Genomic DNA, 25,488 nt, shown 5'->3' with positions numbered 1-25,488 from the left:
GAGATGTACCTAGCCGGGGTCGGCGCGAGTTTCCAGGAAGCTGCGGCCTCAGGGCCGCTGATCCTGGCCCTCGGAGCCTGCGTCCTGGCCGGGCTCGTCTCCTTCGCGTCGCCGTGCGTGGTGCCCCTGGTGCCCGGATATCTCTCGTACCTCGCCGGCGTGGTCGGAGCGGACGCCCCGGCCGTCAGCGCCGACGAAGCAGCAGTCAAGACCAAGGTCCGCAGTGGCCGATTGCGGGTCGCCGGGGCGGCAGGACTGTTCGTCCTCGGCTTCACCGTCGTGTTCGTTCTCGCCACCGCATCGGTGTTCGGAGCGATCTCCGTTCTGGCGATCAACCGCGAACTGCTCATGCGGATCGGCGGCGTCGTCACCATCGCCATGGGCCTGGTGTTCGTGGGACTGATCCCGGCCCTGCAACGCGACGTGCGCTTCGAGCCGAAGCAGATCGGCTCACTGGCCGGAGCGCCGCTGCTCGGCGGCGTGTTCGCACTCGGGTGGACCCCGTGTCTCGGGCCGACCCTCGCAGGTGTCATCTCACTGGCCGCAGGTACCGACGGCACGACGGCAGCGCGCGGCGTCGTCCTGATCGTGGCGTACTGCCTCGGCCTCGGCTTGCCGTTCGTGATCCTCGCGTTCGGTTCGGTCAGCGCGCTGCGAGGCGTCGGCTGGCTACGTACACATGCACGACAGATACAGGTGTTCGGCGGAATCATGTTGATAGCAGTAGGAATTGCACTGGTCACCGGTGCCTGGGATCAGTTCGTCGGCTGGGTGCGCGACGCCTTCGTCTCCGATGTGGTGTTGCCGATATGACCGCCGATCTCGAAGAGCGCACCGGGGCTCCCCGCAAGCAGTCTCCGCTCGGTCGGGGAGTGGCTCTGATCCGCAACACCTGGCGTGGTCTGACCAGCATGCGGACCGCGCTGGTGCTGCTGTTCCTGCTGGCCTTTGCCGCGGTGCCCGGTGCCCTGGTGCCGCAGCGCAGCCTCAACGCGGGCAAGGTCGACGAGTACATCGCGAACCGCCCGACCCTCGGCCCCATCATGGACAAGCTGGAACTGTTCGACGTCTTCGGCAGTTTCTGGTTCACCGCGATCTACGCCCTGCTGTTCGTCTCGCTGATCGGCTGCATCCTGCCGCGCTGCATCGAGCACGCGAAGCAATTGCGCACCAAGCCCGTTCGCGCGCCCCGCAACCTCTCCCGCCTGCCGCACCACAGCCGCTACGAGGTCGACGGAACGCCGGAGGAGACGGCGGCGCAGGTACGCACTCAGTTGCGTGGCTGGCGCGTCGCCCAGCGGTCCGAGGACGGCGGAGCAGTGACGCTGTCGGCGGAGAAGGGCTACGTTCGCGAACTCGGAAATCTCGTGTTCCACCTCTCGCTCGTCGGACTGCTCGCCGCGATCGCTATGGGCAAGCTGCTCGGCTACGAGGGCAACCGGATCGTCATCGCCGACGACGGACCCGGATTCTGCACCTCGACCCCCGCCAACTACGACTCCTTCCGCGCGGGCAACCTCGTCGACGGCACCGACCTCGAACCACTGTGCGTGCGCGTCGAGGACTTCACGGCCGACTACCTCGAGAACGGCCAGGCCGAGATGTTCACCTCCAACATCGAATACCAGGCAGGCGACGACCTGACCAACAACGTCTGGCGCGACGATCAGCTGCAGGTCAACCACCCGCTACGCGTCGCAGGCGATCGCGTCTACCTGCAGGGCCACGGCTATGCGCCCACCTTCACCGTGACGTTCCCGAACGGTGAAACCCGTACCGACACCATCCAGTGGCAGCCGACCGACGCGACGACATTCCTCTCCAGCGGAGTGCTGCGCGTCGATCCGCCCGGCGGCCTCTATCCCGACCCGCTGGACCGACGGAAGAATCAGATCGCCATCGAGGGACTGTTCGCGCCGACCGCGTCGTTCCACGGCAGCCTGCTGTCGTCGAGCTTCCCGGCGATGAACGACCCCGCCGTCGCCATCGACATCTACAAGGGAGACACCGGCCTCGACACCGGACTGCCGCAGTCGATCTTCTCGCTCGATCAGGAAATGATCGCCCAGGGCAGGCTCGTGAAGCAGGACCGCGTCAACCTGATGCCAGGAGAATCCGCGACGCTCAGCGATGGAACCGTCGTCACGTTCGACGGAGCGGAAGAATTCGTCAATCTGCAGGTCTCGCACGACCCGGCCCAGACCTGGGTCCTGGTGTTCGCGCTGACGATGATGGGCGGACTGCTCGTCTCACTGGTGATCAAGCGTCGCAGAATCTGGGTCCGGCTCACCGCCGACGCGCAGTCACGACGTACTGTAGTAGACCTCGGCGGACTTGCACGCACCGATCAGGCGGGGTGGGGCGAAGAGTTCGACCGCCTGTGCACCCGCCTGCTCGGCGACACCTCGAAACAGGAGAACTGACCGATGCCGATCAACGAGACCCTCTCGCAGTACAGCGACTGGTCCTTCGAATCAGCGTTCACCATCTACGTGCTCGCATTCGTCCTGCTCATCGCCCAGTACGCCTCCGCCAAGGCGACGGCCGTCCAGGCCAAGGAACTCGTCGGCGCCGGAGCCCCGGTTGCCGACAGCCGGCCGGGCCGCGTCGTCGAAACGCCGAAGCGACCGCTCTCCGATCGACTCGCAGGCATGGGTTTCGCGTTGCTCGCCCCGGCCCTCGCGCTGCATATCGCCTCGGTCGTCCTCCGCGGATTCGCCACCCACCGATTCCCACTCGGCAACATGTACGAGTTCGTGACCATGGCCACCGCAGCCGCGGCTCTGACCTCGGTGATCGCGCTGCGCAAGAAGACGATGCGCCCGATGCTGGTGTTCGTCCTGGCTCCGATCATCGTGCTCATGTTCTTCGCCGCCACCAAGCTCTACGCCGACGCCGCTCCGGTCGTCCCCGCGTTGCGCTCGTACTGGCTGCCCATCCACGTCACCATCGTCAGCGTCGGCAGCGGCATCCTCCTTGTCTCCGGCGTGGCAAGCCTGCTGTTCCTGCTGCGCATCAAGCAGCCCCTCGGCGAGGAAAGCCTGGGATTCTGGGGCAAATTCGCCTCGAAGCTGCCCGACGCCCAAGCCCTCGACCGGCTTGCCTACAAGACGACCATCGTCGCCTTTCCGCTCTTCGGGGCCGGCGTCATCCTCGGCGCGATCTGGGCCGAAGCGGCATGGGGCCGCTTCTGGGGCTGGGACCCCAAAGAGACGATGTCGTTCATCACCTGGATCATCTACGCCGCTTACCTGCACGCCCGGGCCACCTCGGGATGGCGCAACACTCGCGCGGCCTGGATCAACATCGCCGGATTCACCGCCATGCTCTTCAACCTCTTCATCATCAACATGGTGGTCTCGGGACTGCACAGCTACGCGGGTCTGAACTAGTTTTCGGCAGCTGCGCAGGCTCCGCACGGGACTGCCAGCTGGTAGCGTCCGATCCGGCTCGATGGGGGAGACATCCGAGCCTGGATCTTCGATGTGGGACGCAAACTGGGGGGAATCGGTCATGGCCGATCGGCACGAGAACAACTGGCAACCCGTCCGGCCCTTGGACGACGATGTGCCGGAAGAACATGTCGCTTCGCCCGACGGACCCGAGCCGGTCGTCGTCGCAACGGCGGTGGTGGCCGAGCCGGAACCGCCGCGGGAGCCCTTTCGCTCGACCCCCATCACGATGCCGCCCGAGAGCGTCGACATCCCGACGGTATTGCCGCCCGAGGCCGCGGCTCCCGCGGCTCCCGCGGCGCGAGCCGCCGAGTCCCCGTCGAAAACAGGGTCCGTACCTGCCGACGGTGACAACGATGGCACGGCCGTCCCGACCCCTGCGGGGGTGGTCGACACCGCAACGAATCCTGCGGTGTCGACGGTAGAACGCAGTCCAGGTCCTCTGCCGCTCGAGGCGAAACCGACTCAGGGCACCCCCGTCGGAGCTGGACCACTACCGGTTCAGAACTGGGCACCACAGAACTGGGGACCGCAGAGCTCGGCACCGCAGAACTGGGGACCGCAGAACTGGGGACCGCACAACCAGTGGGTACCGCAGAATCAGGGCGCACCGCGCGGGCAGATGGCCCCTCCGGAGCAATGGCGTCCGCAGAGTCAATGGGCACCGCAGCCCGGCCAGTGGCCTCAGCCGCCGCAGCAGAACCAGATGCATCCGAATCGGCCACCGATGATCGGGCATGGCCCCGGCGATGCACCTGTCGCGCCCGGAGCTGTGCCGGCCGACGGCCCGGGCGGGGCGGGTGGGCCGGGTCTTCAACCCGGCCCACCGCCGGTGCCGTTCGATCTCGGTAGTTCGTTGCTCGTACGGTCGGGGAGTGTGCCGCCGATGAGCGGGTGGCGTCGGGCGCTGTACCTGATGTCCGGCGGTCGCATCGATGTGGGCAACAGTGCAGCCCAGCAGCGGCGTCTGGCGCTGACCGCGCAGGTGGGTCGGCCTCTCGTCGGGTGCTATCGCGTCGCGGTGCTCTCCTTGAAGGGGGGTGTGGGTAAGACGACGACGACTGCGACGCTCGGCTCGACCTTCGCCGAGCTTCGAGGTGACCGGGTGATCGCGATCGACGCCAACCCCGATCGTGGAACCCTGGGGCAGAAGGTTCCCTCCGAAACCACCGCCACTGTCCGAAACCTGTTGCGCGACATGCATTCTCTGGACCGCTACAGCGATGTCCGGCCCTACACGTCGCAGAACGCCCACCGACTGGAGGTGTTGGCGTCGGATTCGGATCCGGCGACGTCCGAGGCATTCAGCGGCGAGGATTACGACCGGGCGGTCGCACTGTTGGAGAAGTTCTACAGCATCGTGATCACCGACTGCGGCACCGGACTGATGCACTCGGCCATGGAAAGCATCCTCGAGGGGGCCGACACTCTCGTCGTCGTCAGCTCGAGCTCGGTGGATGGCGTACGGAGCGCGTCGGCCACGTTGGATTGGCTCGATGCACACGGCTACCGAGAGCTGGTGGCAAGGTCGGTGGCGGTGGTCAACGGAGTACGGCCGAGGGCGGGGAAAGTCGACCTGCAGAAAGTCGTCGAGCACTTCGAGCAGCGGTGCGCTCACGTCCGCACGATTCCATTCGATCCGCATCTCGAAGAAGGTGCGGAAATCGAACTGGATCGTCTTCGTGGTCGCACGCGAAAGGCGCTATTGGAAGTAGCGGCGACGGTGGCGGCAGGTTTCCCTGATGCGCCCACCGCTCACCGCCGCGACTGAGAACTCCCGGACCCTATTCGCTGGGTTCGGTGCCGGCCTCGGTTCCGTCTTTTCCGCCGCGGCGAGCTTCACGGTTGAGTCGCCACAGGAAATCCGGATCGTCATCGGGTCCGACAGTGCGGGTGGGTGCAGCTTGCGCGCTGGGTCCGAATGCCTTCCAGAACAGAACGATCACTGCCACCAAGCCGATCAACGCCAATAGATAAATCACGACGCACCTCCTACTACGAGGGTAGCCGCGATGCAATGGCCTCCGCACCCGTCGAGCGTCGAAGATTCCTGAGAATGTTCGATGAGTTCGTACGGGGCGCGGATTCCGCCGATGAATCGTTGTTCGGGACTCCCAAATCAGTGGTGTGCGCCGGCTTCCGTCGTCAGAGAGGTCAGCAACTGCATGACCTCGGTCTCACGGAATCGACGGTGGCCGCCCGGAGTGCGGAGCGATCCGAGGCGTCCGGCATGTGCCCAGCGTGTCACTGTCTTGGGATCGACGTGAAAAAGCGCGGCTACCTGACCCGGAGTGAGAAGTGAGTCCTGAGCCTTGTGGAAAGTGGGTGCGCTCATCTGTCGTGTCCTCCTACGAAGCGGTTCGGCGCATGTGCGTCGAACCGGAGATATCGGTCTGCTGCGTTCGGACCCCATGGTTGCACTCGAACCCCTAGGTACTCGACTGATACAAGGTTGGTAAAGGGGAGGTAATGGACAAATCGGTCACGCCGGGGGTGGGTCGGAACGATCGACGCGCCCGGTAGATTGGGACCCGTGAGTGACGCGACGAACGCCGACAGCAACGATCCGACCAGCGAAAATGCCGCGACAGGCAGGTCGGCGAAGAAGTCCCTCGCCGTCAACCTCGGCGTCTACACCTTCGCCAGACTTGCGCTCGTCGTCGTGATCGCGGCCGTCATCGTCGGCGTCGGTTTACTGTTCGGTGTCGAGGTCCCGGTGCTCGTGGCGGCAATCTTCTCGGTGCTGATCTCGCTACCGCTGTCGCTGCTCCTGTTCAAGAACATGCGCATCCGCGTCAACGAGTCCATCGCGGCAGTCGACGAGGGTAGACGCGCTGCGCGCGCGGACCTGCAGTCGAAGCTGCGCGGTGAAGACGGCAAGAAATGACCAGGTCGGTCGACCACTCCGGATCGCGGGCATGGGTCGACAACGCGGTTCGCTTGATCGAGGCGGATTCCCAGCGCAGCGCCGACACGCACTTGCTGCGGTACCCGCTCCCCGCGGCCTGGGGTATCTCGCTGTACCTGAAAGACGAGTCCACTCACATCACCGGCAGCCTCAAGCACCGGCTGGCTCGGTCGTTGTTTCTGTACGCAATCTGCAACGGCTGGGTCACCGAGCGTACGACGGTCATCGAGGCCTCGTCGGGCTCCACCGCCGTCAGTGAAGCGTATTTCGCCGGGTTGCTCGGATTGAAGTTCGTCGCGGTGATGCCCCGGAGTACCAGCTCGGCCAAGGTCGCACTCATCGAGTCCCACGGCGGGAGATGTCACTTCGTCGATCAGCCCGGGGAGATGTACACCGAAGCACATCGACTGGCGGCCGAGCCCGACTGCCACTACATGGATCAGTTCACGCACGCCGAGCGAGCCACCGACTGGCGCGGAAACAACAACATTGCCGAGTCCATCTTCGACCAGCTTCGGCTCGAAGAATGCCCCATTCCCGACTGGGTGGTGGTGGGTGCAGGGACCGGAGGGACCAGCGCCACCATCGGTCGCTATATTCGATACCGCAGGCATGCAACGCAATTGGCTGTTGTGGACCCCGAGAATTCGGCGTTCATCGGCGGTTACGAGACCGGAGATGCCGGCTTCGAAACTGGCCTGTCGTCTCGCATCGAGGGCATCGGCCGACCGCGAGTGGAACCGTCGTTCGTCGGCCAGGTGATCGACCGCATGATCGCGGTGCCCGACGCAGCCTCGGTTGCTGCGGCGCGATTCACCTCGGAGGCACTCGGAAAACGGGTGGGCGGATCGACCGGTACCAATATCTGGGGAGCCTTCGGATTGATCGCGGAGATGATCGCCGCAGGCCGGAGCGGGAGCGTGGTCACACTGCTGTGCGACGGCGGAGATCGGTACTCGCAGACCTACTTCGACGACGCCTGGGTCGCGAGCCAAGGGATGGATCTCGAGGAACCGACAGCAGCTCTCGACGGGTTCATCCGTACCGGGGTGCTCTGAGGCCTACGTGGCCACCGCCATCGATGCCGCTGCAGTTGCAGCGGACACCGCGGCAACCGCCGGCCAGGCACCGATCTTCTTGGCGAGCGGGTGCGAGGCACCGAACGCGACGAGGTACGTTCCCAGCAGTACACCGGCGCGGGCCGAACCGGAAGACTTCTGCCACCGCGTAGTGCATGCCACGCCGACAGCTGCGAGTACCGCCCCGCCGAGCTGACGATTATGGGACTGCCGGGCAACGGCGAAGCCCCCGAGCAGACCGCCTGCAGCGAGTGCGGAGGTGGCGAGCGCGTGACGAGAATCGGTGGTGGGCATGATCGTCACCCTAGCCGCGCCTGAACCCGCAGGCCCCTCGCCAGGTGGTCTCGTTGCTCGATAACCAAGCGCCGCAAGGCAGCCGGTGCCCACTCGTGCTCGGCGAGCCAGCTGTCCGCGGACTCCGTCGACGACTGCTGCGGAAATAGTCGGACCACGATTCGCCTGGCGATCTCGATGCTGCGGGAGGTCCACAGCGAGGAGATGGCTTCGAAATACCGATTGTCGTACGGCTGAGTCAGCTCCGGTCGGTGCCCGGCCCCGAAGCCGGTGATGAACGCGTCGAGGACGTCGTTCGATGCGTCGTCGCGTTCGGTGATGGCAGTCCACGCCCTCGCCTTGACCTCGGCATCCGGTATCGCCGTCGACGCCGCGGTGTGCGCGGTGCGCCCCGACGAGGTGTCGTCGGAGGCCAGTTCTGCATCGAGGTCGACCGCGGTCGCGTGTCCGGTGGCGGCGAGAGCCAACCAGAACGACCACCGCTGATCGGGATCGAGACGTAGGCCCGTCACGGTCGCCGTGCCGTCGAGAAGTGCGCGCAGGTCGGCTGCGCGCGACCCGTCGAGTTGGGCCGCAGCCGCGGTGGCGCGCGCCCACACCAGCTGGGTATCGCTCCCCGGTTCGCTCGAGTTCAGTTGCGTCCACGCGACCTCGAGCCACCGCCGGCTGGGTTCTCCCCGTCGGTCCTCCGGCAGGTAGTGCTCGAGGGCGTACCCCACGTTGGCCGTCACTGCCGAGAGTAGGCCGATCTTGGGCTCGTTCGGTGCGAATCTGGTTGCGATGTCGATGTATTCGAGTGCCGACATTTCGGCGTCGCGGGTGGAGTTCCACAGTGCGGACCACACCAGGCCCCGGGCGAGGGGATCCACGATGCGATCGAGGTAAGCCTGCACGGTGGTCTTCGAGCGCTCGTCGAATCGGATCTTGGCGTACGTCAGGTCGTCGTCGTTGAGCAGAACCAGCGCGGCATCGGGAAGGTCTACCGGAGTTCGTGCGTCGGTGATGTCGAGTTCGCGGCGGTGGGTTCTCGTCAGATTCCCCGCCTCGTCGAGATCGTAGAGTCCGATGGCAATGCGGTGCGGTTTCGGATCTGTCTGCTCGACGGCATCGCCGGAGTAGCTGAGCGTCGAGACGCCGGTGGTCTGGAGCCAGGCTGCGGCCCAGGTGTCGAGGTCGCGTCCGCTCGCGGTGGACATCTCGCTCAGCAGGTCCGTCAGTGTGGTGTTGCCGAATGCATGGGTGCGAAAGTAGTTGCGGGACGCTGCGAAGAAGGCGTCGGCACCCACGAACGCGCCGAGTTGTTTGAGGACGCTCGCCCCTTTGGCGTAGGTGATGCCGTCGAAGTTGAGCTTGGCGGCCTCGAGGTCGGTGATGTCGGCGACGATCGGGTGGGTGGTCGGAAGCTGATCCTGCAGATATGCCCACGCTTTACGTCGGTTGGCGAAGCTGACCCAGGCATCGGTGAATCGGGTCGCCTCGGCCGACGCGTACGCGCCCATGAAGTCGGCGAACGATTCCTTGAGCCACAGGTCATCCCACCACTGCATCGTGACGAGGTCGCCGAACCACATGTGCGCCATCTCGTGCAGGATCGTATTGGCGCGGGCCTCGTACTGGGCTTCGGTTGCTGCAGAACGGAATACGTACGATTCCGTGAATGTGACGAGGCCCGGATTCTCCATCGCACCGAGGTTGTATTCGGGAACGAAGATCTGGTCGTACTTCCCGAACGGGTACGGGTAGTCGAACTTGTCGTGAAAGAAGTCCAAGCCCCGCTTCGTGGTGTCGAAGATGTCCTCGGCATCGAAATACTCGGCAAGGGAGGCTCGGCAGTATGCGCCGAGGGGGACGGTGAGTTCTCCTCGCGTCCAGGACGATTGGACGCGGTGATACGGACCGGCCGCAACCGCGGTGATGTAGGTCGAGATCGGCAGAGTCGGCGCGAAGGTGGTGACCGTGTCGTCGGTGACACCCTCACGGTTGGACAACACGGTCCACGTCGGCGGAGCTGTGACCGTCAGAGTGAAGGGGGCCTTGAGGTCCGGTTGCTCGAAATTCGCGAATACCCGTCGTGCATCGGCCGGTTCGTACTGCGTGTAGAGATAGACGTTGTCATCGACGGGATCGACGAACCGATGTAGTCCTTCACCCGACCGGCTGTACTTTCCGTGCGCGCGAATCCGGACGATGTTGTGCTCGGTGAGTCCGACCAATTGAATGCGTGAGCCGTCGTAGTCGATCGGTGTGTCAACACCGTTGACGGTGACCTCGTCGACTGCGGCACCGATGAAGTCCACCCACGTCGCAGCCGTGCTTGCATCGAATTCGATGGTCGTGACCGTCTCGAAAGTGTCGACGTCGGAGTCCTCTGCGTGCAGAAGATCCAGGTGGACGCGATAGCTCACGCCGGCGATGTGGCGCGACCTCCGGCGAGTTTCGGTACGGGTCAGATTTGCGGTGCTCACCGAACCAACCCTATGCGATCGAGACGTCACAGGGTCGGCGCAGTGAAGTAGTGGCGTCCGAGTGGATCGACGGTGTGCATCACCCCTTCGGGTAGCAGTTCGGTGCGCCAGAGTTTGCGCGTTTTGAGGTTGTGGTGAAGCCGACAGCGCGGGCCGATGTTCGTCGGGATCGTCCAGCCCCCTCGCTCCGGATTCTGTCGATCGAACTCGACGATGTGGTCGAGGTCGCACCGGTCCGATGGCACGTCGCATCCAGGATGGAGGCAATACGGATGGTCGGCGCGCACTCGTGCCGCGAGTGACCTACTGGGTTTGTAGGACAGCGCCCCCGGCGGCGGGAGCGTCGTACCTCCGTGTCCGTCGGGGTGTAGGGCGTGCACACCGAGAGGATTGCGCTCGACGATGCCCCGCCAGCGCTCGATCAGCGTCCCTCCTCCCGGTCGCGATCGCGCCGGTGGCACGTCGGGTGGTGGTGTGTCCTCGGGTGGTTCCGTGGCCGGTGGCGGTTGCCTGGTCGGCCGAGCCGGCCCCTGCGGCTCGGATTCCGAACTCGCGGTGGATGTCTCGTCCGTTGTGGCTGCGCCGTCATTCGGCCGGGCGGTCGTGCTGGGCGGCTGCGGTGTCTCGGCCTCGGGAGCCTCGACGTCACCACGAGCGGTCAGGCACGCCGCGCACTGGCAGTCCACTGTCTCCCCGCGCATCAGTGCATTGTGCGCTTCGCCTCGTTGTTGATCGGGGGATCGAGGGTCCTCCGGGTGTAGGCGCGCGATCTCGGCGTCTATTCGTGAAATCTGTTCGTCGGCTTCGCCATCGGTCATCACCACGGTGAGGCTGGACAGCCCCCGCGCTCGTCTCCGAACCCGGATTCGCTTCTCCGTGCGCGCGGCACGGTCGCGCACGTTCCGGTCCCAATCCGGATCGGCTTCGGTGAGCAGCCGATCGATTTCGCGACCCAGAGCGCCCGGAGCCATTTCTGCGGCGGCCTTGAGAACCTCGGCTTCGATGTCGACGATCGTATCCGGCCTGGCATGGAGTAGGTGATCGTGAATCGTCCTGACCCGCTCCAAATCGAGCGAACCATCGACGAACCGACGCTTCACCAGGGGCCGCGATCGGCGCCACATCTGTACCTTGTTGTTGACGGCTGCGAAGGTGGACGACAGAGCCGCGGCCAATTCGCAGATCGCCGAGCTGTAGAGGTCTTTCTCGGTCACTCCTCTGTCCCACGGCGAGGCGCACGCCGTTCGCCCGCGAACGTAGTCGTCCATGAGCGCCAGCTCCGACGCGACAGCAGCGTTGATCCGTCGGCGCGCGCCGAGGACGTCGGCGAGTGCAGAGTGGTCGTCGGCGATCCACGTCGACTCGCGTAACCCCATGTCACCCCCCAGCGACGAAGGGCCGAACACGTATTCAACCCCATTGCCGAGAAGTGTAGAACCGACCACCGACAAGTTCTGCCGCCCTGGTCGAGGCACTCAGTCTGAGTGAACAGCCAAGGCGACATCGAGAGCCAGCAGGTGGTGATCGATGTCGATCTCCGCTCACGGAACGATGTTCTACGCACTGGGCACATGGCGGGAACGCATCCTCGGGACGTTGCGCGTATTGGCCGAGTCGATGGAGGACGGTGTGTCCTCGCAGTGACGACTCCGGCGAGCGGCGACGGCGCTAGGCTCGGCATCACGTGCAGGGCAACCCCGGAGGCGGCACAGTGAACACCTTCCAGAAATCGGCGGCGGCGTTCAACAGGGTTTTCATGGTCGTCATGAAGGCACCGGTGCTAGACCGTGCGCTCGGGCGGTCGATGGGAATCGTGACCTACACCGGCCGAAAGTCCGGCAAGGAGTTCTCTCTTCCGGTGGCCTACAGGCGAACGGGCAATCACGTGAAAGTTGCTGTGGCTGTGCCGGACAAGAAGAGCTGGTGGAGAAATTTCGAGAACGACGGTGGTCGAGTCGACCTCGATCTCGGCGGCGTCCACCACGCCGGGCACGCCGTGGCCACTCGTGACGACCGTGGGCGGGTCACCGTGGACATTGCCTTGACCCGCTGAACACTCAACGTGTGAACCCGCGTTGACAACAGGGTCTTTGTCAACCTAAATTGACATCATGACCGAAGCGACCGTACTTGCTGCCGCAGCCGCCAGTCCCGATCCGGGGGAGGGGCTGCGTGCGGTGGCGGCTCTTCGTCGGTTGCTCGAGCGCCTGGAGGCCGTTCAGGTCGCCAATGCGCGACGCAACGGCTGGGCCTGGCAGGCGATTGCCGACTCGCTGGGAGTCAGCAGGCAGGCCGTCCACAAGAAGCACGGCGGAAAGGGAAGGTAGACAATCATGTTCGAGCGATTCACCAAGTCGGCCAGAGCTGTCGTCGTCGGCGCTCAGGGCCACGCGCGGGCGTTGCATTCGCACCGGATCGAGCCCGTCCACCTGTTTCTCGGTGCCCTCGATCATGCCGACGAACCTCTGAAGAAGGCCCTGGCGGCAGCCGGATTCACCGTCGACGGGGTTCTTGCGGATGTCCGATCACAAGACGAGCGTGCACTGAAGTCACTCGGAATCGATCTGGACACCATCGTGTCGACGATCGACTCCACGCTCGGCCCGGGCGCACTGGAAGGCGCGCACACCTCACTGCCGCGTCACCTCCCGTTCGCCGCATCGGCCAAGGAAGTGCTGAAGCTGTCCCTCGAGGAAGCCGTCGAACGACGGGACCGCGAGATAGGCGTCGAGCATGTCCTTCTCGGTCTCGTCCGCGGTGCCGATCCGACGTTCACCGAACTCGTGCAGCAGCATTGTTCGCTGCAGCAGTTGCGATCGATGGTCTCCCTCGTTCGGACGTCGTAGCCCTCAGCCGTCCACGACCCTACGATGGCGCCATGAACTTTTTGATTCGGCTCGTAATCAACGCCGTTGCCATCTGGGTCGCCAAGGAATTCGTCGATGGCATCACCGTCACCAGCTCGGGGCGCGGCGACGGCTGGGACATCGTGGTTCTGCTCGGTATCGCGGCGGTGTTGACGATCGTCAATGCGTTCATCAAGCCGATGGTGAAGCTGCTGTCGCTGCCGTTGCTGATTCTGACTCTCGGCTTGTTCACTCTCGTGATCAATGCGCTGATGCTCTTGTTGACGGGCTGGCTGTCGTCGCAGACCGGTTACGGCCTCGAGATCGTGGGGTTCGCAGCCGCATTCTGGGGCGCGATCATCATCTCGATCGTGAACTTTCTGCTCGGAGCGTTCGTTCCCGACAAGCGTTAGGCGAAGGCCAACGCCAGTCCGGTACTCGCTCCCCAGACGAGCATCGCCAAGCCCGAATCACGAAGTGCGGGAATCAGTTCGAAGCCGTGGGCTCCCTTGCGTACCGGGGAGTTCGCGCGGGCGGCGAAGGGAAGTGCTAGCAGTCCGACGAGTGCCCACGGGGTGCGGGCGATCAGAACGACGGTCATCGCGAAGGGCATCACCAGTAGCGCAAGATGCAGGTAGCGCGTGCGGGTATCGCCCAATCGCACTGCGAGCGTGAGCTTTCCGGATTCGGTGTCGGTGGGGATGTCGCGCAGATTGTTGGCGACCAGAACCGCGCTGGAGAACGATCCGACGGCTATCGCTGCCAGCACGCCTGCCCAGTCGATCTCCCCGGCCTGCACGAACTGAGTGCCGAGAACTGCCACGAGACCGAAGAACACGAACACGGCGATCTCGCCGAAACCGCTGTACCCGTACGGCTTCGAGCCGCCGGTGTAGTACCACGCACCGGCGATGCACACGAGTCCGACGACGACCAACCACCAGGCGCTGGTCGCGGCCAGTACCAGACCGGCCACGGCACCGACGGCAAAGCATGCGATGGCTGCCTTCTTGACTGCGCCGGCGGAGGCGGCCTTGGAGCCGACCAGTCTCAGGGGTCCGACTCGATCGTCGTCGGTGCCGCGGATTCCGTCGGAGTAGTCGTTGGCGAAATTCACGCCGATGATCAGGGCCAGCGAGACGATCAACGCCAGCAGTGCCTTCCACCACACGCCTGCGTCCAGCGACACGGCCGCACCGGTGCCGACGAGGACAGGGGCGATCGCATTCGGGAGCGTGCGCGGTCGCGCACCTTCGATCCATTGCGCAGTGGTGGCCATGAGCGACGATCTTTCCGTATCTGTCCGACGGGTGAGAACGCGGCCGGTCAGAACGGCAGGCGCGGCAACACCGGCAACGGTATGACGGGCATCTGGACACCGGGAATCTGTGGCAGTGGCACGGTGGGCGGCGGTGGAGGGGGCGGCGGGTAGTAGTGCGGCTGCTGGTACTGCACATAGGGCACCGAATCGGCGACAGCGGGTGCAGGCGCGGTGGTCGTCGGCGGGGGCGGTGGGATATCGGGTAACGGTGACACCGTCGCAGTCGTGGTGCTGGTGGTGGCCGGTGTCATGGTCGACGGCGCAGCCTCACCGACGTTGGCAGGAGTGCTGGAGGGCTGGTTCGCGTCGCTGGATCCGAGGGCGGTGAACAGCCCGATGGCGGCGATGACCCCTGCGATCGGCAGCGCGATCATGCCCAACCGCGCCAACGCCGGACGGTGCGACACGAGAGGCGGCACGCGCGTCGCATCGATGTGAGTGGCATGCACCGCGGCACCACCGGCGACGACGAGTTCGGGTTTGTCCGGGACGATGACCGGCAGTTGCAGGAAGCGTTCGAGGGTGGACCGGACCAACGGGATGTTGGACGTGCCTCCGATGGCGACGACCGCGTCGGGATAGAACTCGGCCTCCAGGCCCAGTCGGCGCACCGTCTCGGCTGCTTCCTCCGTGGAGCGAGCGATGGACAACTCGAAGATGTGTCGCTCGAGGAGGATGTGCTCGCCATCGGGTGTGCTGGTGGTCAGGTGTGAGGAGAGCGCTTCCTTTATTCCGCGGCAGAAGGCGGTGAGCGCAGAGTCTTCGTCTCGTGATTGAGGCGCTCGCACGATGCCGAGACCGAGTATGTGCTCGCGGACCACCACGTCGAACGCGGCACCGCTCATGGCGGTGGTCCGCGTCGAACCGTAGGAGCGACCGGATTCGACGTCCACGATGTTCACGTCCACCCCGGAATCGCCCGCGTCGAACACTGCGATCGTCCTGAGGTGTGACGGCAGCCCAGGGCGGAGATATGCCAGTGCCGCGCCGGTCTCGTCGATGAGGTGGACGTCGGAGACGTACTCCTCGGCGAGCGCGTCGGAGATTTCGGTACGTTCTTCGGGGGAACGGCAGGCGACGCCGAGTGACTCGGGTGCGTCCGGAGTGTCGACGATGCCCCGAACGACCCGCGCGACGTCCTGCGCGGTGGGGGAGAGTTGCCAGTCGTCGAACCGGGGCCCGTCGGTCCATGCTCCGTCTTCTGTGGTCCGCGCCGTGCGAATGCCGCACGTACCCAGAGACAGACCCACTGACGAACGCATCGCTTCTCCGGCCTCTCCATGTCGGTGACGGTGTTCAGGTCCACGGAACACGCCCTGCAAGGACGGGCGACGTGATCACTGTACCGTCTCATGGTTTGGTTAGAGGCTCAAAACAATCTGATGGTCAGTTCGATGAATCGAATCGACAGCCATCTCGCTCCCATCGCGTGCACGACGCGTGCGTCCGCTGTCGTACCAGGTCAGAGTGGGAGCGAAGTTTCCGTCAGGCCGACGCCACCGGTACCGCGCAACTTCCTGAACCATTCGGTTCCGAAGGCGGTGGTGAGTTGATCGATGGGCATCTTCAGAAACGGTCCGAAATCGCCGACCTGAGTTTCGTGCGCTTCCATCGCCGCCCGCTTCGCAGCGATGACGCTCGACACGTCGACCACCGTCGTGATCTCGGTTTCCGGCAGTCCGAACGTCTCCATGTCCGGCGGTGATGCCTCTTCGCCCCAGTGGGGGTTTGCCTCCATCAGTCGGCGCATGTGATCGCGATTGGTCGTGGTCTCGTACACGAAACGAGTCTCGGCGATCTCGGTGGCGCGCTTGCCGACGACGTGGACCTGGATGTGGTCCGGATGCCCGTAGCCACCGTTCGGGTCGTAGATGGTCACGACATCGGCCCGCTCCTCGAGCAACACGTCGGCCAGGCGTTGCGCTGCGGTGTCGACGTCGACGTTGCAGAACGCGTCCGGGTTGGAGTTCTCCGGAGTGCCCGCCATGCCGGAATCGGCGTAGTGCAACCGAACGATGCGGGAGACCCCGAGAGCGGCGGCCGAACGATCCAGCTCGACGCGTCGGCGCTGGGCCAACGATTCGCCGTCGGTGAGAATTCCGTCGGGGTACTCGCCGAGAGCGCCGTCGGTGGCGGTGACCAGGACGACGCGATGGCCGGCATCTGCGGCGAGGCGCATCACTCCGCCGGTGCCGAACACTTCGTCGTCGGGATGTGCGTGGAAGCAGACCAGAACACTCATGCGTTGAATGCTTGCACGTCGAAGTGGGTGCGGCGCAGTCGGCGGGCCAATACGATCTGCGAGTGACCACACAGCGGTCGGCCTCGGTTCGTTCGTATTGGCAGGGTTCACGAGCGGATCGGTACTGCCGCGCATTGCATCCGGTCGGGCTGTTGTTCGCCGTGGTGTTCTTCGCACTGTCGATGACCCCGTCTCTGTTGCCCCGCGTCTGGTATCTGCAGGCGGTCGCCACCGGAATCAGCGTTGCGATCGGATACGGCGTCGGATGTCTCGTTGCGTGGGTGATTCGACTCTGCGGGGTGTCGCCGGACTGGTCCGAGCAGTGGCGTCGACGCGGATGGTGGGCTTTGGCCGTTGTGGCGGCAGTGGTGATTCCGCTGTTTCTGATCCTGGGATCGTGGTGGCAGCAGATCGTGCGGAAACTCGTCGGCGTCGAGGATCCGGGTCGACCCCTCTACGTCGCTGTGTTGGTGGTCTCGATCGTGGTTGCGGTGGCTGTCCTCGCACTGGCCCGTCTGCTGCGGAAGGCGACTCGGGCATTGACGAGATGGGGCAAGCAGTACGTTCCCCGGCCGGTCGCACGGATCGCCAGCGTGATCGTCGTAGCCCTCCTTGTGGTGTTCGCCGTCAACGGCGCTCTGATTCGCGGCATCGTGGCGGTCGCGGAGACGTCGGCCTCGACCGCCGACCGTGGCAATCACGAGGGCGTCGAGAAGCCCACCGCGGCAGAGCTCTCGGGTTCGGACGCCTCGAACGAGGAATGGGAATCGCTGGGGCAGGAGGGTCGACGCTTCGTCGTCTCCGGAGCATCGCCCGACGAGATCAGTGACTTCACGGGAAGGCCGGCGGTGCAACCGATCCGCGCGTATGCCGGCGTCGAGTCCGCTGAGACCGTCGAGGGTGTGGCCGAGCGGGTGGTGGCCGAACTCGACCGCACCGGCGCATTCTCCCGCGCGGTACTCGGCGTCGCGACCACCACCGGACGGGGGTGGGTGAACGAGAACGTCGCTCGCCCTTTGGAATACCTGTACGACGGGAATTCGGCCATCGCGTCGATGCAGTACTCGTTCCTGCCGAGCCCGATGGCATTTCTGGCCGACCGTCAGACTCCGCAGGATGCCGGGCGGGCCCTGTTCGAGGCGGTGTACGAGGTGTGGAGCGAACTCCCGGAGGACTCCCGGCCGAAGCTGGTGTTGTTCGGCGAAAGTCTCGGAGCCTACGGCGGGCAGGACGCGTTCAGCGGAGCGCAGGACATGATCGCGCGCATCGACGGTGCCCTGTGGGTCGGCAACCCGAATTTCACGCCTCAGTGGGCGCGCATCACTGCCGGACGCGACGCCGGTTCTCGCGAGATCCTGCCCGTGGTCGACGGCGGAGAGCACGTTCGCTTCGCGAGTTCGTCCGGCGACCTCGACATCGGCGGGCCATGGGAAGCGCCGCGGATCGTGTACTGGCAGCACGCATCCGACCCGATCGTGTGGTGGTCACCGGACCTGGTGCTCAATCGCCCCGACTGGCTACGTGAACCTCGAGGGGCCGACGTCGATCCAGGAGTGCAGTGGTTCCCGTTCGTGACCTTCTGGCAGTTGACGTTCGATCAGGTCTTCTCCACGGACGTCGACGACGGCCACGGCCACAGCTACGGAGCCGACGCGGTGAACATGTGGGCCGACATCCTCGAGCCACCGGACTGGACAGACGCGGACGTGGAACGGTTGTACGAGAAGATGGCGGGCTGAGGCGATCCCGATCTGCCGCAAACGCGCGCGCGTTTGCCAAAGCGGCGCGACCTCGCCACCTATTCCGCTCGTGTCTGACGAATGCGCGCGCGTTTGTTCGTGAGACGGTGAGCTATGGGAACTTCCTCGGCCGGTCGTCGACTCGAAGAAGACAGTGATCTGGCAACTGTTCTCGAGCTCGAGCGGGAAATGCAAACGTCGGATTGTCGACGCGACAACGAGAGACTCGCAGGCTTGCTCGCCGACGACTTCGCCGAAGTCGGAGCCTCGGGCGCGGTGTGGGACAAGCCGTCGATACTCGACCTGCTCGGCCGCGAAAAATCCATGGAGATCGAGGTACTAGAGCTCGATGGACGATGGCTCAGCTCGGAGTTTGTTCTGGTGCAGTGGACTTCGAGAACTGTGGACATCCTGGCCCGTCGAACATCGCTGTGGCGTCGCATCGAATCGGGATGGGAACTGGTGCACCATCAAGGCACGCCGCTGAGGTGACCGTCCGCAAACGCGCGCGCGTTTGCCAAAGCGGCGCGACCTCGCTATCTATTCCGCTCGCGTCTGACGAATGCGCGCGCGTTTGCGCCGAACCGACGGGGACCGCAGCGCCGAACCAGGTCCGCAGCGCCGAACGGGCACCGCTCAGCGCTTCCCCAGTATCGCCCGCAATTGCGCTCGATTCAGTTTTCCCGGACCTCGGGTGGGCAGGAAGTCGAGTAGGAACAACTCTCGGGGTGCCGCGGTGATGTCCAGCGAGGCCGCAACGTGGGTGCGCAACTCCGCCAACGTCACCGGAGTCGAGGCGACAACGGCGACCACCACCTTCTGCCCCAGTCGCTCGTCGGGCAATCCCACGACGGCGCACTCACGGACTGCGGGGTGCGTTGCCAGCGCAGCTTCGACAACCTGCGGTACGACGGTCAGTCCGCCGGTCGAGATGGCCTCGTCGAGTCGTCCCGAAATGCTCAGCACCCCGTCGGCGACGGCTCCGGCGTCGTCGGTGCGAAACCAGCCCGGCTCGGCGAATGCCGGGTGGTCGGGCAGCCCGCGGTATCCCGAGGCCAGGGTTCTGCCGCCCAACACGACCCGGCCGTCGTCGATGCGAATTACCGTGTCGCGCAGTGGAACTCCGTCGTACACGCAGCCGCCGGCCGTTTCGCTCATCCCGTACGTTCGCACCAACCGGATTCCCGCGTCACGTGCCTTCTCTCGCAACGGAATCGGCGTCGCGGCCCCGCCGAGCAACACTGCGTCCAGTGAGGCCAGGGCAGCGACCGCCTCGGGGATCTCGAATGCCTTCACCAACTGTCCGGGTACCAATGACGTGTAGCGCAGGGGGCCGGACATCGTGCCCACCGCTTCGATCAGAGCGATGGGGTCGAAGCCGTCGGACACGTCCATGACGACGGGCGAAGTTCCGGCGAGCACACTGCGCAGCAGCACCTGCATCCCGGCGATGTGGTGCGCAGGCAACGCCAGCAGCCACGACCCGGGTCCACCGAGTCGCTCCTCGGTGCCCGTCGCAGACGCCACCAGCGCAGGCGCGGAGAGCATGGCACCTTTGGGGACACCCGTCGTTCCGGAGGTCGCGACCACCAGGGCGATGCCGTCGTCGATCGGGGTTCCCGGTGCCAAGGCGTCGTGCAGGCGCTCGGTCTCGCGCGGATCGTTCGCGGGCACGGGCAGCAGAGCCGGGCCGTCGCCGGCGAGCATGCGGCTCAGCCGCGGCATGATGTCTGCCGCGGCGGGTCCCGGTGGAATGGATACGCTCTCGAGCACGGACTCGAGGCTAGTCCCCGGGCTAGATCGCGGACCGGTGGACCTACTGCGCCCGCGGTCGTCACCCGACATCGAGTCACTGTGGAACAGTGGAACATCGTGAAGGGATCGGGAATGGACGACGCGGTGTGGGCAGCTCTGTCGTACTTCGATTCCGTCGATCCCGCGCTCGCCGCCGACGCGCGTCTGGGGTGGGACGGTCTGGTCGAGGTGTCTCCGCCCGCGGGCCCGACCCAACATTCTGTGCAGACCTACCTCTGGGTACATCTGCGCCACGTCGCCGAGGGGCCCGATCGCGCGGTCGACATCGCCCGTGCACTCGGCGAACTACTCGAACGGCTCGGACGCGTCGGATACGCGGAGATCGCTCGAAGCGCCGTCACCGCGGAACTTCTACGGATACCGGACGACGCCGCGTGGCTGCAGCACTATCGCGCCGCTACCGAAGAATCGGGCATCGGTGCCGTCGACACCGAGCTCGTCACCTGGCAGGACGCCCCGACCGGGGTCGAGCGCGCCATCGTCGAAAAGATCGGCGAGACACTGGAAGTGGCGACCATCGCCGGCGAGTTCGAGCCGTCGAAGCCCGGTGGTCGCCCGCTCGGTGTCAACGCGCAGGCCATGCGTCGACGTGGCGTCACCGACGCGGTACTGACATCCGATCGAGGCAGGGACGACTCGGAAGCAGTGCTGCTCGAGCAGCTTCTCGACCACCGCATCGAATTGTGGAGCGGCTACAGCAGTCCGCGGGCCGAGCTTTACCTGGGGCTACGCGAGGCGTTGCACGAGGCCGTGAATCCTGTGTACGGCTGCGTGCGCAGACTCGAGAGCTTCATCGGATGCATCGGGGACGGTGTCACGTTGACCGATGCCGGGTACCTACCGGACGAGCTGGTGGCGAGTATCGCCAACACGGTCTTTCCCCCGGCCGAGCGTCCCTCGTATGTCGGTCGCGAACTCGACACCGAGAAGATACTGACTGTCCGACGCCTCCTGATGAGAGTGCGTCTGCTGCGCCGTTCCGCCGGGCGGTTGGTGCCGACCACCCGAACTCGGCAACTCAGCTCCGACGGGCTCTGGCGAGTGCTCACCGGAAGCATCGTCGGGACCGAATATCACCCCGACACGATTGCGGCGGAGGTGGTTCTGGCCCGCATGATCGTCGGTCACGATGTTGCCGACGTGGAATCGACGGCCGACGACCTGGCGCGGCTGCTGCGGGCCGAAGGATGGACCCATGCCGGAGAGGAGCCTGCGCCCGAGCACGCCGAGCCGTTGGCCCGGACGCTGGTGGCCGAGCTGAGCGCGCTCGGAGCGTTCGAGTCGGAACCGAACCGCGCGTCGGCGACGGAGGTGTCCGGTGCCGTTGCGACAGAGGAGGGCAAGCGGCTCGCCGCTGCGGTGCTGCGGCATCGGCTTCTGCACACTCGCTATCCGTCGGTATGACCGCGCCGAGACGTGCTATCGGTCGAAACCGAGGATCCGGCACGGTTAAGCTCACCTGGAACCGGTTCCAGTACGGGCCCGGCCGTTCGTGGCGAGGAGATACAGGTGGACGGTGAGGTCGTGGACACCGCGCGCTCCCAGTCTCGCCGTCAGAGTGACTCCGCTCGTCGATACCTCGATGTCGAGGCGACCACGCCTGCCCTGCGCTCCACGGTCGAATTCGCCGCCCGCAGCGTCGGATTCGCCATCGCCCAACTCAACGTGCTCGACGAGGACACCCAGTACACGCTGGTCAACGTCGGTGGGCCGCCGGTGTCCACCGTCGTGCGAGCCGACACCCTGTGCGACGACGTGGTGCGCTCCGGTGAGCCCGCGGTCGTGGCGCACGGCCGCATCCGCGCCACCACTCGGCAGCGTGCCATGCTCGACGACAACGGCATCGCGTCGTACGCGTCGGTTCCTCTGCGCGGGCGAGAGGGGCTGGTCATCGGCACCCTGTGCCTACTCGATCGCACGCCCCGCCCACTCTCGGGCGAGCAGATGCAGGAACTCGAACAGTTCGCGTCCGTTCTCGAGGAGCAACTCGACCTGCATCGCCGCGTCGGATCTGGCGTCACCAGGCTGGGCAGCGACAACGACATCGCCGACTCCATCGCCGACGGTCACATCGTGCCCTGGTTCCAGTCCATCGTGGATCTGCGGACCGAGGAGATCGTCGGCTTCGAGGCACTGGCGCGTTGGCACCACCCCACCCGCGGGATGGTGGTGCCGGCGGACTTCGTCCCGTTCGCCGAAGCCAGCGAACTGATCATCGACGTCGACCTCAGTGTGCTCACGCAGGCCGCGGCCGAAATGAAAAAGTGGCACATCCATCGTCCGGAGCTGCGGCTGACCGTCAACATTTCGGGACGCCACCTCGCGCATCCCGACGGCGTCAGTCAGCTCCAGCGTGCCATCGCGTCCTCCGGGGTGTCGCCGTCGTCGATCTCGCTGGAGCTCACCGAAACCACTGCTGTGACGCCGGGTCCGCTGCTGCGTCGGCACATCGACGACGTGCACCGGCTGGGCTTTCGGGTCTTGCTGGACGACTTCGGTTCGGGCTGGTCCTCACTCGAACGACTGGTGACACTGCAGCCCGACGGCATCAAGATCGACGGGCATCTGACCCGGTTCATCGACACCGTCGCCGGACGAGCGATGATCAGGTCGTTGGCCGGAGTGGCGAAGGACCTCGATCTGACGATGATCGTCGAAGGCATCGAGAACCGCGAACAAGCCGACGCTGCGCTCGAGCTGGGCTGCACCCTTGCACAGGGCTACCTGTGGTCGCGTCCTCAGTCGGCGACAGCGGTGCTACGCACGATCGCCGACAGCTCGAAGGACAGCTAGCGGTTGTCCCGTCGCAGCGGATGATCCTGCGGGATCTGCACCAGCACGATGGGAATCGAATCCGGATCCTCGATCCACATCTCGATCAGACCCCACGGCTCCGTCCTGGCCTCGCGCACGATTCCGATGCCGGCGGCCGTCAATTCCTCGGTAGCAGAATCGATGTCGCGCACCTGCAACCACAGTGCACCGGAGAACGAACCCGGCCCGTCGCCGCGATGGTGCGCCGCGACCTCCAGCAGACCCTGGCCCGCGAAGAACACCGTGCCGCCGGGATACTCCCGGCACACCGCGAGCGAGAGACCGTCACGATAGAACGCAAGAGTCTTCTCGTAGTCGGCCGGGCGGAGAATCGTCCTGGAAGCAAGGATGTCCACCCCGCATGGATACCACGCTGCCGAAGGGTCGTTCCGCAGGCTCCACGCTGCCGAAGGGTCGTTTCGCAGGCTCCACTCCTGCCACCCGGTCGTTTCGCAGGCTCCACTCCTGCGCCTCTCACAGTTCGGTCGTCGCGATTCGGTTACCGCCCGCGGCCTTCGCCTCGTACATCATCGAGTCCGCCACTCGCGTTGCTCGCGTGACGAGGTCGATGTCGGTGTTCTCGGCCCACGCCGGTGAATCCGCGAGCACGATCGCAGCTCCCACACTGACCGTCACCGCGACGGTGTCCTCGGGATCACGCAACGCTCGTCGTACCCCGTGCACCAGCGCATCGATGTGCAGTCGTGAGGTGGACACCACGGCTACATACTCTTCTCCGCCGGTGCGGCCGATCACCCCGTACTGGCCCATGTGCGTGCGAAGACGGTCGGCGACACGTCGGATCACCGCGTCGCCTTCCTCGTGCCCGTAGAGATCGTTGACCGATTTGAAGCGATCGATGTCGATCATGACCGCCGCCGAGCATCGATCCTTCTCTCGTCCCCGAGGCCACACGTCGCCGATGGCCGCGTCGAGACCGCGCCGATTGAGCAGGCCGGTGAGTGGATCGAGGAAGGAGCTGCGGGCATCGTCGGTCAGCAGGGTGATCAGCAGGTGCGAGACGAGTGGAACTCCGGCGATCGCGAGCAGCACGACGTTCGTCCGGAAGATCACCGATGCGGTGTCCACCCCGCCGCTGGAGTACGTGGCCGCCGCGGCAACGACAGTGCAGGCCACCGCGAACATCAGGTGCGCCACCAGCCAGCGCGGACTGACGCAGAACGTGCAGAACGTCCCGATCATGGCAAACAGCGCGCACGTCAGGAGTGCGTCGACGAGCGGGTTGATCAGCAGAGACGATGCCGTGCCCAGGTCTGCGAAGACGGCGAATGCCACCACACCGAGGCGGCCGGGAAACGGTCTCGTGATCCATGCCGCGCTGACGGCCACGACCGAGACGACCAGGCAGGCTTTCCAGGCGACAGCGACCGGACTGCGTGAGGCATCCGCAGAGAACAGCGACACCACAGCCAGCACGCCGTAATTGAGCGTCAGGCAGGCCATGACCCACCGGATGAGCTTTCCGGCGGGACGGGAGTTCAGGAAGTCCGCCATCCAGCGGTAGTCGAAGGGCTCGGTGAACCAGGCCCGCATCGCACCCGCGGAACCGCCGGTGCGATGCGACGTCGAATTCACCAGTGGATCAGAAGTATCGGGGGAACGGTGACCAGTCGGGCTCGCGCTTTTCCAGGAAGGAGTCGCGCCCCTCCACTGCCTCGTCGGTCATGTAGGCCAGACGCGTTGCCTCACCGGCGAACAGTTGCTGGCCCACCAGGCCGTCGTCCTGTAAGTTGAACGCGTACTTCAGCATGCGTTGTGCCTGAGGCGATTTCGCGTTGATCTTCGCAGCCCACTCGATGGCCGTGTTCTCCAGCTCCGCGTGATCGACCACCTTGTTCACTGCGCCCATGCGGTGCATCTCCTCGGCAGAGTAGGTCTCGCCGAGGAAGAATATCTCGCGGGCGAACTTCTGACCGACCATCTTCGCCAGATACGCACTGCCGTATCCACCGTCGAAGCTGCCGACGTCTGCATCGGTCTGCTTGAACCGCGCGTGCTCGCGACTGGCGAGCGTCAGATCGCACACCACGTGCAGGCTGTGGCCGCCGCCCGCTGCCCAGCCGTTGACGAGGCAGATGACGACCTTCGGCATGAACCGAATGAGTCGTTGCACCTCGAGGATGTGCAGGCGGCCTGCGCGGGCCTTGTCGACGGTGTCGGCCGTTTCACCCTCTGCGTACTGGTAGCCGCTTCGTCCGCGAATGCGCTGATCGCCGCCGGAGCAGAAGGCCCAGCCGCCGTCCTTGCTGCTCGGTCCGTTTCCGGTGAGCAGCACCGTGCCCACGTCGGAGCTCACCCGCGCGTGCTCGAGGGCGCGGTAGAGCTCGTCGACGGTGTGCGGCCGAAAAGCATTGCGAATCTCGGGACGATCGAACGCAACTCGCACGGTCGCGTCGGACACGTGACGGTGATAGGTGATGTCGGTCAGATCCTCGAAGCCGGGAACGGGACGCCACAGTGCAGGAGTGAAGGTCACGTACGCCACCTTAACG

At 65.3% G+C, this 25,488-nt stretch carries 26 protein-coding genes; 14 read left to right on the top strand and 12 right to left on the bottom strand.

Translation table 11 applies throughout. From position 1 onward, the window contains the following. The first annotated feature begins 3 nt into the window (after positions 1–3). The 4 genes from MTX35_RS18800 to MTX35_RS18785 all read left to right on the top strand — a co-directional run bounded on the left by MTX35_RS18800 (position 4) and on the right by MTX35_RS18785 (position 5,223). Positions 4–813: a cytochrome c biogenesis CcdA family protein gene (locus MTX35_RS18800; RefSeq protein ID WP_243596522.1), complete on the top strand. Its 810-nt coding sequence runs from the start codon at positions 4–6 to the stop codon at positions 811–813. Further along, the gene (locus tag MTX35_RS18795) at positions 810–2,423 is read left to right on the top strand and encodes a cytochrome c biogenesis protein ResB (protein ID WP_243596414.1); all 1,614 of its coding nucleotides are present in this window, start codon (positions 810–812) and stop codon (positions 2,421–2,423) included. Before MTX35_RS18800 ends, MTX35_RS18795 begins: the two co-directional genes overlap by 4 nt. 3 nt (positions 2,424–2,426) lie before the next feature. Next, entirely contained in the window at positions 2,427–3,392 is a 966-nt protein-coding gene (gene ccsB / locus MTX35_RS18790) for a c-type cytochrome biogenesis protein CcsB (protein ID WP_243596413.1), read from the top strand. Positions 3,393–3,837: 445 nt separating this feature from the next. Further along, positions 3,838–5,223: a MinD/ParA family protein gene (locus MTX35_RS18785; protein ID WP_374230332.1), complete on the top strand. Its 1,386-nt coding sequence runs from the start codon at positions 3,838–3,840 to the stop codon at positions 5,221–5,223. Between the two features lie 13 nt (positions 5,224–5,236). Here the strand turns inward: MTX35_RS18785 and MTX35_RS18780 are convergent, their stop codons facing one another. Beyond that, the gene (locus MTX35_RS18780) at positions 5,237–5,434 is read right to left on the bottom strand and encodes a hypothetical protein (protein ID WP_243596412.1); all 198 of its coding nucleotides are present in this window, start codon (positions 5,432–5,434) and stop codon (positions 5,237–5,239) included. A 137-nt stretch (positions 5,435–5,571) separates the two neighbouring features. Continuing rightward, entirely contained in the window at positions 5,572–5,787 is a 216-nt protein-coding gene (locus MTX35_RS18775) for a BldC family transcriptional regulator (RefSeq protein WP_037187021.1), read from the bottom strand. 198 nt (positions 5,788–5,985) lie between these two features. On the opposite strand from MTX35_RS18775, the gene MTX35_RS18770 reads away from it, so the two are divergent. Together MTX35_RS18770 and MTX35_RS18765 are read left to right on the top strand one after the other, a co-directional pair. After that, positions 5,986–6,339 (top strand): DUF4229 domain-containing protein, encoded by a 354-nt coding sequence (locus MTX35_RS18770; protein WP_243596411.1) that lies wholly within the window; start codon positions 5,986–5,988, stop codon positions 6,337–6,339. Beyond that, the gene (locus tag MTX35_RS18765) at positions 6,336–7,418 is read left to right on the top strand and encodes a PLP-dependent cysteine synthase family protein (RefSeq protein WP_243596410.1); all 1,083 of its coding nucleotides are present in this window, start codon (positions 6,336–6,338) and stop codon (positions 7,416–7,418) included. Before MTX35_RS18770 ends, MTX35_RS18765 begins: the two co-directional genes overlap by 4 nt. Before the next feature lie 3 nt (positions 7,419–7,421). Here MTX35_RS18765 and MTX35_RS18760 read toward each other — a convergent pair whose 3' ends face one another. Genes MTX35_RS18760 through MTX35_RS18750 form a run of 3 tightly spaced genes read right to left on the bottom strand, consistent with a single transcriptional unit; the run spans position 7,422 to position 11,574 of the window. Beyond that, the gene (locus MTX35_RS18760) at positions 7,422–7,733 is read right to left on the bottom strand and encodes a hypothetical protein (RefSeq protein ID WP_243596409.1); all 312 of its coding nucleotides are present in this window, start codon (positions 7,731–7,733) and stop codon (positions 7,422–7,424) included. A gap of 5 nt (positions 7,734–7,738) precedes the next feature. After that, positions 7,739–10,198, bottom strand: a complete 2,460-nt coding sequence (gene pepN / locus MTX35_RS18755) for an aminopeptidase N (RefSeq protein WP_243596408.1) — start codon at positions 10,196–10,198, stop codon at positions 7,739–7,741. A gap of 26 nt (positions 10,199–10,224) precedes the next feature. Beyond that, the gene (locus MTX35_RS18750; RefSeq protein WP_243596407.1) at positions 10,225–11,574 is read right to left on the bottom strand and encodes an HNH endonuclease signature motif containing protein; all 1,350 of its coding nucleotides are present in this window, start codon (positions 11,572–11,574) and stop codon (positions 10,225–10,227) included. A gap of 335 nt (positions 11,575–11,909) precedes the next feature. On the opposite strand from MTX35_RS18750, the gene MTX35_RS18745 reads away from it, so the two are divergent. The 4 genes from MTX35_RS18745 to MTX35_RS18730 are packed head-to-tail and all read left to right on the top strand — an operon-like array spanning position 11,910 to position 13,457. Continuing rightward, positions 11,910–12,251: a nitroreductase/quinone reductase family protein gene (locus MTX35_RS18745; RefSeq protein ID WP_243596406.1), complete on the top strand. Its 342-nt coding sequence runs from the start codon at positions 11,910–11,912 to the stop codon at positions 12,249–12,251. A gap of 58 nt (positions 12,252–12,309) precedes the next feature. Further along, complete coding sequence (locus MTX35_RS18740) at positions 12,310–12,525, top strand: helix-turn-helix domain-containing protein (protein ID WP_243596405.1); 216 nt, start codon at positions 12,310–12,312, stop codon at positions 12,523–12,525. Between the two features lie 6 nt (positions 12,526–12,531). Continuing rightward, a complete protein-coding gene (locus tag MTX35_RS18735; RefSeq protein ID WP_243596404.1) occupies positions 12,532–13,044 on the top strand; it encodes a Clp protease N-terminal domain-containing protein in 513 nt (170 codons plus the stop codon). Between the two features lie 32 nt (positions 13,045–13,076). Further along, complete coding sequence (locus tag MTX35_RS18730; protein ID WP_032380413.1) at positions 13,077–13,457, top strand: phage holin family protein; 381 nt, start codon at positions 13,077–13,079, stop codon at positions 13,455–13,457. On the opposite strand, the gene MTX35_RS18725 is transcribed toward MTX35_RS18730, so the two are convergent. The 3 genes from MTX35_RS18725 to MTX35_RS18715 all read right to left on the bottom strand — a co-directional run bounded on the left by MTX35_RS18725 (position 13,454) and on the right by MTX35_RS18715 (position 16,607). After that, positions 13,454–14,323 carry a 1,4-dihydroxy-2-naphthoate polyprenyltransferase gene (locus MTX35_RS18725; protein ID WP_243596403.1) on the bottom strand — a complete coding sequence of 290 codons (870 nt, stop codon included), beginning with the start codon at positions 14,321–14,323 and terminating at the stop codon, positions 13,454–13,456. The genes MTX35_RS18730 and MTX35_RS18725 overlap by 4 nt on opposite strands. A 47-nt stretch (positions 14,324–14,370) precedes the next feature. Further along, entirely contained in the window at positions 14,371–15,627 is a 1,257-nt protein-coding gene (locus MTX35_RS18720) for an Hsp70 family protein (RefSeq protein WP_243596402.1), read from the bottom strand. 200 nt (positions 15,628–15,827) lie between these two features. Beyond that, positions 15,828–16,607, bottom strand: coding sequence for a PIG-L family deacetylase (locus MTX35_RS18715; protein ID WP_243596401.1), 780 nt, complete (start codon positions 16,605–16,607; stop codon positions 15,828–15,830). Between the two features lie 62 nt (positions 16,608–16,669). Between MTX35_RS18715 and MTX35_RS18710 the strand changes: the two genes are divergently transcribed. After that, a complete protein-coding gene (locus MTX35_RS18710) occupies positions 16,670–18,346 on the top strand; it encodes an alpha/beta-hydrolase family protein (RefSeq protein WP_243596400.1) in 1,677 nt (558 codons plus the stop codon). 114 nt (positions 18,347–18,460) lie between these two features. After that, positions 18,461–18,838, top strand: coding sequence for a DUF4440 domain-containing protein (locus MTX35_RS18705; RefSeq protein ID WP_243596399.1), 378 nt, complete (start codon positions 18,461–18,463; stop codon positions 18,836–18,838). 144 nt (positions 18,839–18,982) lie between these two features. Here the strand turns inward: MTX35_RS18705 and menE are convergent, their stop codons facing one another. Then, a complete protein-coding gene (menE, locus tag MTX35_RS18700; RefSeq protein WP_243596520.1) occupies positions 18,983–20,071 on the bottom strand; it encodes an o-succinylbenzoate--CoA ligase in 1,089 nt (362 codons plus the stop codon). A gap of 147 nt (positions 20,072–20,218) precedes the next feature. Between menE and MTX35_RS18695 the strand changes: the two genes are divergently transcribed. Both MTX35_RS18695 and MTX35_RS18690 read left to right on the top strand, forming a co-directional pair. After that, complete coding sequence (locus tag MTX35_RS18695; protein ID WP_243596398.1) at positions 20,219–21,565, top strand: hypothetical protein; 1,347 nt, start codon at positions 20,219–20,221, stop codon at positions 21,563–21,565. Between the two features lie 105 nt (positions 21,566–21,670). Further along, positions 21,671–22,954: an EAL domain-containing protein gene (locus MTX35_RS18690; protein WP_243596397.1), complete on the top strand. Its 1,284-nt coding sequence runs from the start codon at positions 21,671–21,673 to the stop codon at positions 22,952–22,954. On the opposite strand, the gene MTX35_RS18685 is transcribed toward MTX35_RS18690, so the two are convergent. The 3 genes from MTX35_RS18685 to MTX35_RS18675 all read right to left on the bottom strand — a co-directional run bounded on the left by MTX35_RS18685 (position 22,951) and on the right by MTX35_RS18675 (position 25,472). Then, a complete protein-coding gene (locus tag MTX35_RS18685) occupies positions 22,951–23,331 on the bottom strand; it encodes a VOC family protein (RefSeq protein ID WP_243596396.1) in 381 nt (126 codons plus the stop codon). The genes MTX35_RS18690 and MTX35_RS18685 overlap by 4 nt on opposite strands. Before the next feature lie 118 nt (positions 23,332–23,449). After that, positions 23,450–24,571 (bottom strand): diguanylate cyclase, encoded by a 1,122-nt coding sequence (locus tag MTX35_RS18680; protein WP_243596395.1) that lies wholly within the window; start codon positions 24,569–24,571, stop codon positions 23,450–23,452. A gap of 7 nt (positions 24,572–24,578) precedes the next feature. After that, on the bottom strand, positions 24,579–25,472 hold the full coding sequence (locus tag MTX35_RS18675) for a 1,4-dihydroxy-2-naphthoyl-CoA synthase (RefSeq protein ID WP_243596394.1): 894 nt from the start codon (positions 25,470–25,472) through the stop codon (positions 24,579–24,581). Positions 25,473–25,488: the final 16 nt, after the last annotated feature.

It is taken from the genome of Rhodococcus sp. ARC_M12 (genome assembly GCF_022810385.1).
In the GTDB taxonomy this organism is placed as follows: domain Bacteria; phylum Actinomycetota; class Actinomycetes; order Mycobacteriales; family Mycobacteriaceae; genus Rhodococcoides; species Rhodococcoides navarretei.
The sequence above is the reverse complement of the archived record's forward strand: the minus strand, read 5'-3'. Positions and strand labels throughout refer to the sequence as shown.

Bases quoted from the DNA above. Each gene is read 5' to 3' on its own strand.
- MTX35_RS18800 (WP_243596522.1), top strand. From the start codon at position 4: ATGTACCTAGCCGGGGTCGGCGCGAGTTTCCAGGAAGCTGCGGCCTCA.
- MTX35_RS18795 (WP_243596414.1), top strand. From the start codon at position 810: ATGACCGCCGATCTCGAAGAGCGCACCGGGGCTCCCCGCAAGCAGTCT.
- ccsB (WP_243596413.1), top strand. From the start codon at position 2,427: ATGCCGATCAACGAGACCCTCTCGCAGTACAGCGACTGGTCCTTCGAA.
- MTX35_RS18775 (WP_037187021.1), bottom strand. From the start codon at position 5,787: ATGAGCGCACCCACTTTCCACAAGGCTCAGGACTCACTTCTCACTCCG.
- MTX35_RS18765 (WP_243596410.1), top strand. From the start codon at position 6,336: ATGACCAGGTCGGTCGACCACTCCGGATCGCGGGCATGGGTCGACAAC.
- MTX35_RS18760 (WP_243596409.1), bottom strand. From the start codon at position 7,733: ATGCCCACCACCGATTCTCGTCACGCGCTCGCCACCTCCGCACTCGCT.
- MTX35_RS18750 (WP_243596407.1), bottom strand. From the start codon at position 11,574: ATGGGGTTACGCGAGTCGACGTGGATCGCCGACGACCACTCTGCACTC.
- MTX35_RS18740 (WP_243596405.1), top strand. From the start codon at position 12,310: ATGACCGAAGCGACCGTACTTGCTGCCGCAGCCGCCAGTCCCGATCCG.
- MTX35_RS18735 (WP_243596404.1), top strand. From the start codon at position 12,532: ATGTTCGAGCGATTCACCAAGTCGGCCAGAGCTGTCGTCGTCGGCGCT.
- MTX35_RS18730 (WP_032380413.1), top strand. From the start codon at position 13,077: ATGAACTTTTTGATTCGGCTCGTAATCAACGCCGTTGCCATCTGGGTC.
- MTX35_RS18725 (WP_243596403.1), bottom strand. From the start codon at position 14,323: ATGGCCACCACTGCGCAATGGATCGAAGGTGCGCGACCGCGCACGCTC.
- MTX35_RS18720 (WP_243596402.1), bottom strand. From the start codon at position 15,627: ATGCGTTCGTCAGTGGGTCTGTCTCTGGGTACGTGCGGCATTCGCACG.
- MTX35_RS18715 (WP_243596401.1), bottom strand. From the start codon at position 16,607: ATGAGTGTTCTGGTCTGCTTCCACGCACATCCCGACGACGAAGTGTTC.
- MTX35_RS18705 (WP_243596399.1), top strand. From the start codon at position 18,461: ATGGGAACTTCCTCGGCCGGTCGTCGACTCGAAGAAGACAGTGATCTG.
- menE (WP_243596520.1), bottom strand. From the start codon at position 20,071: ATGCCGCGGCTGAGCCGCATGCTCGCCGGCGACGGCCCGGCTCTGCTG.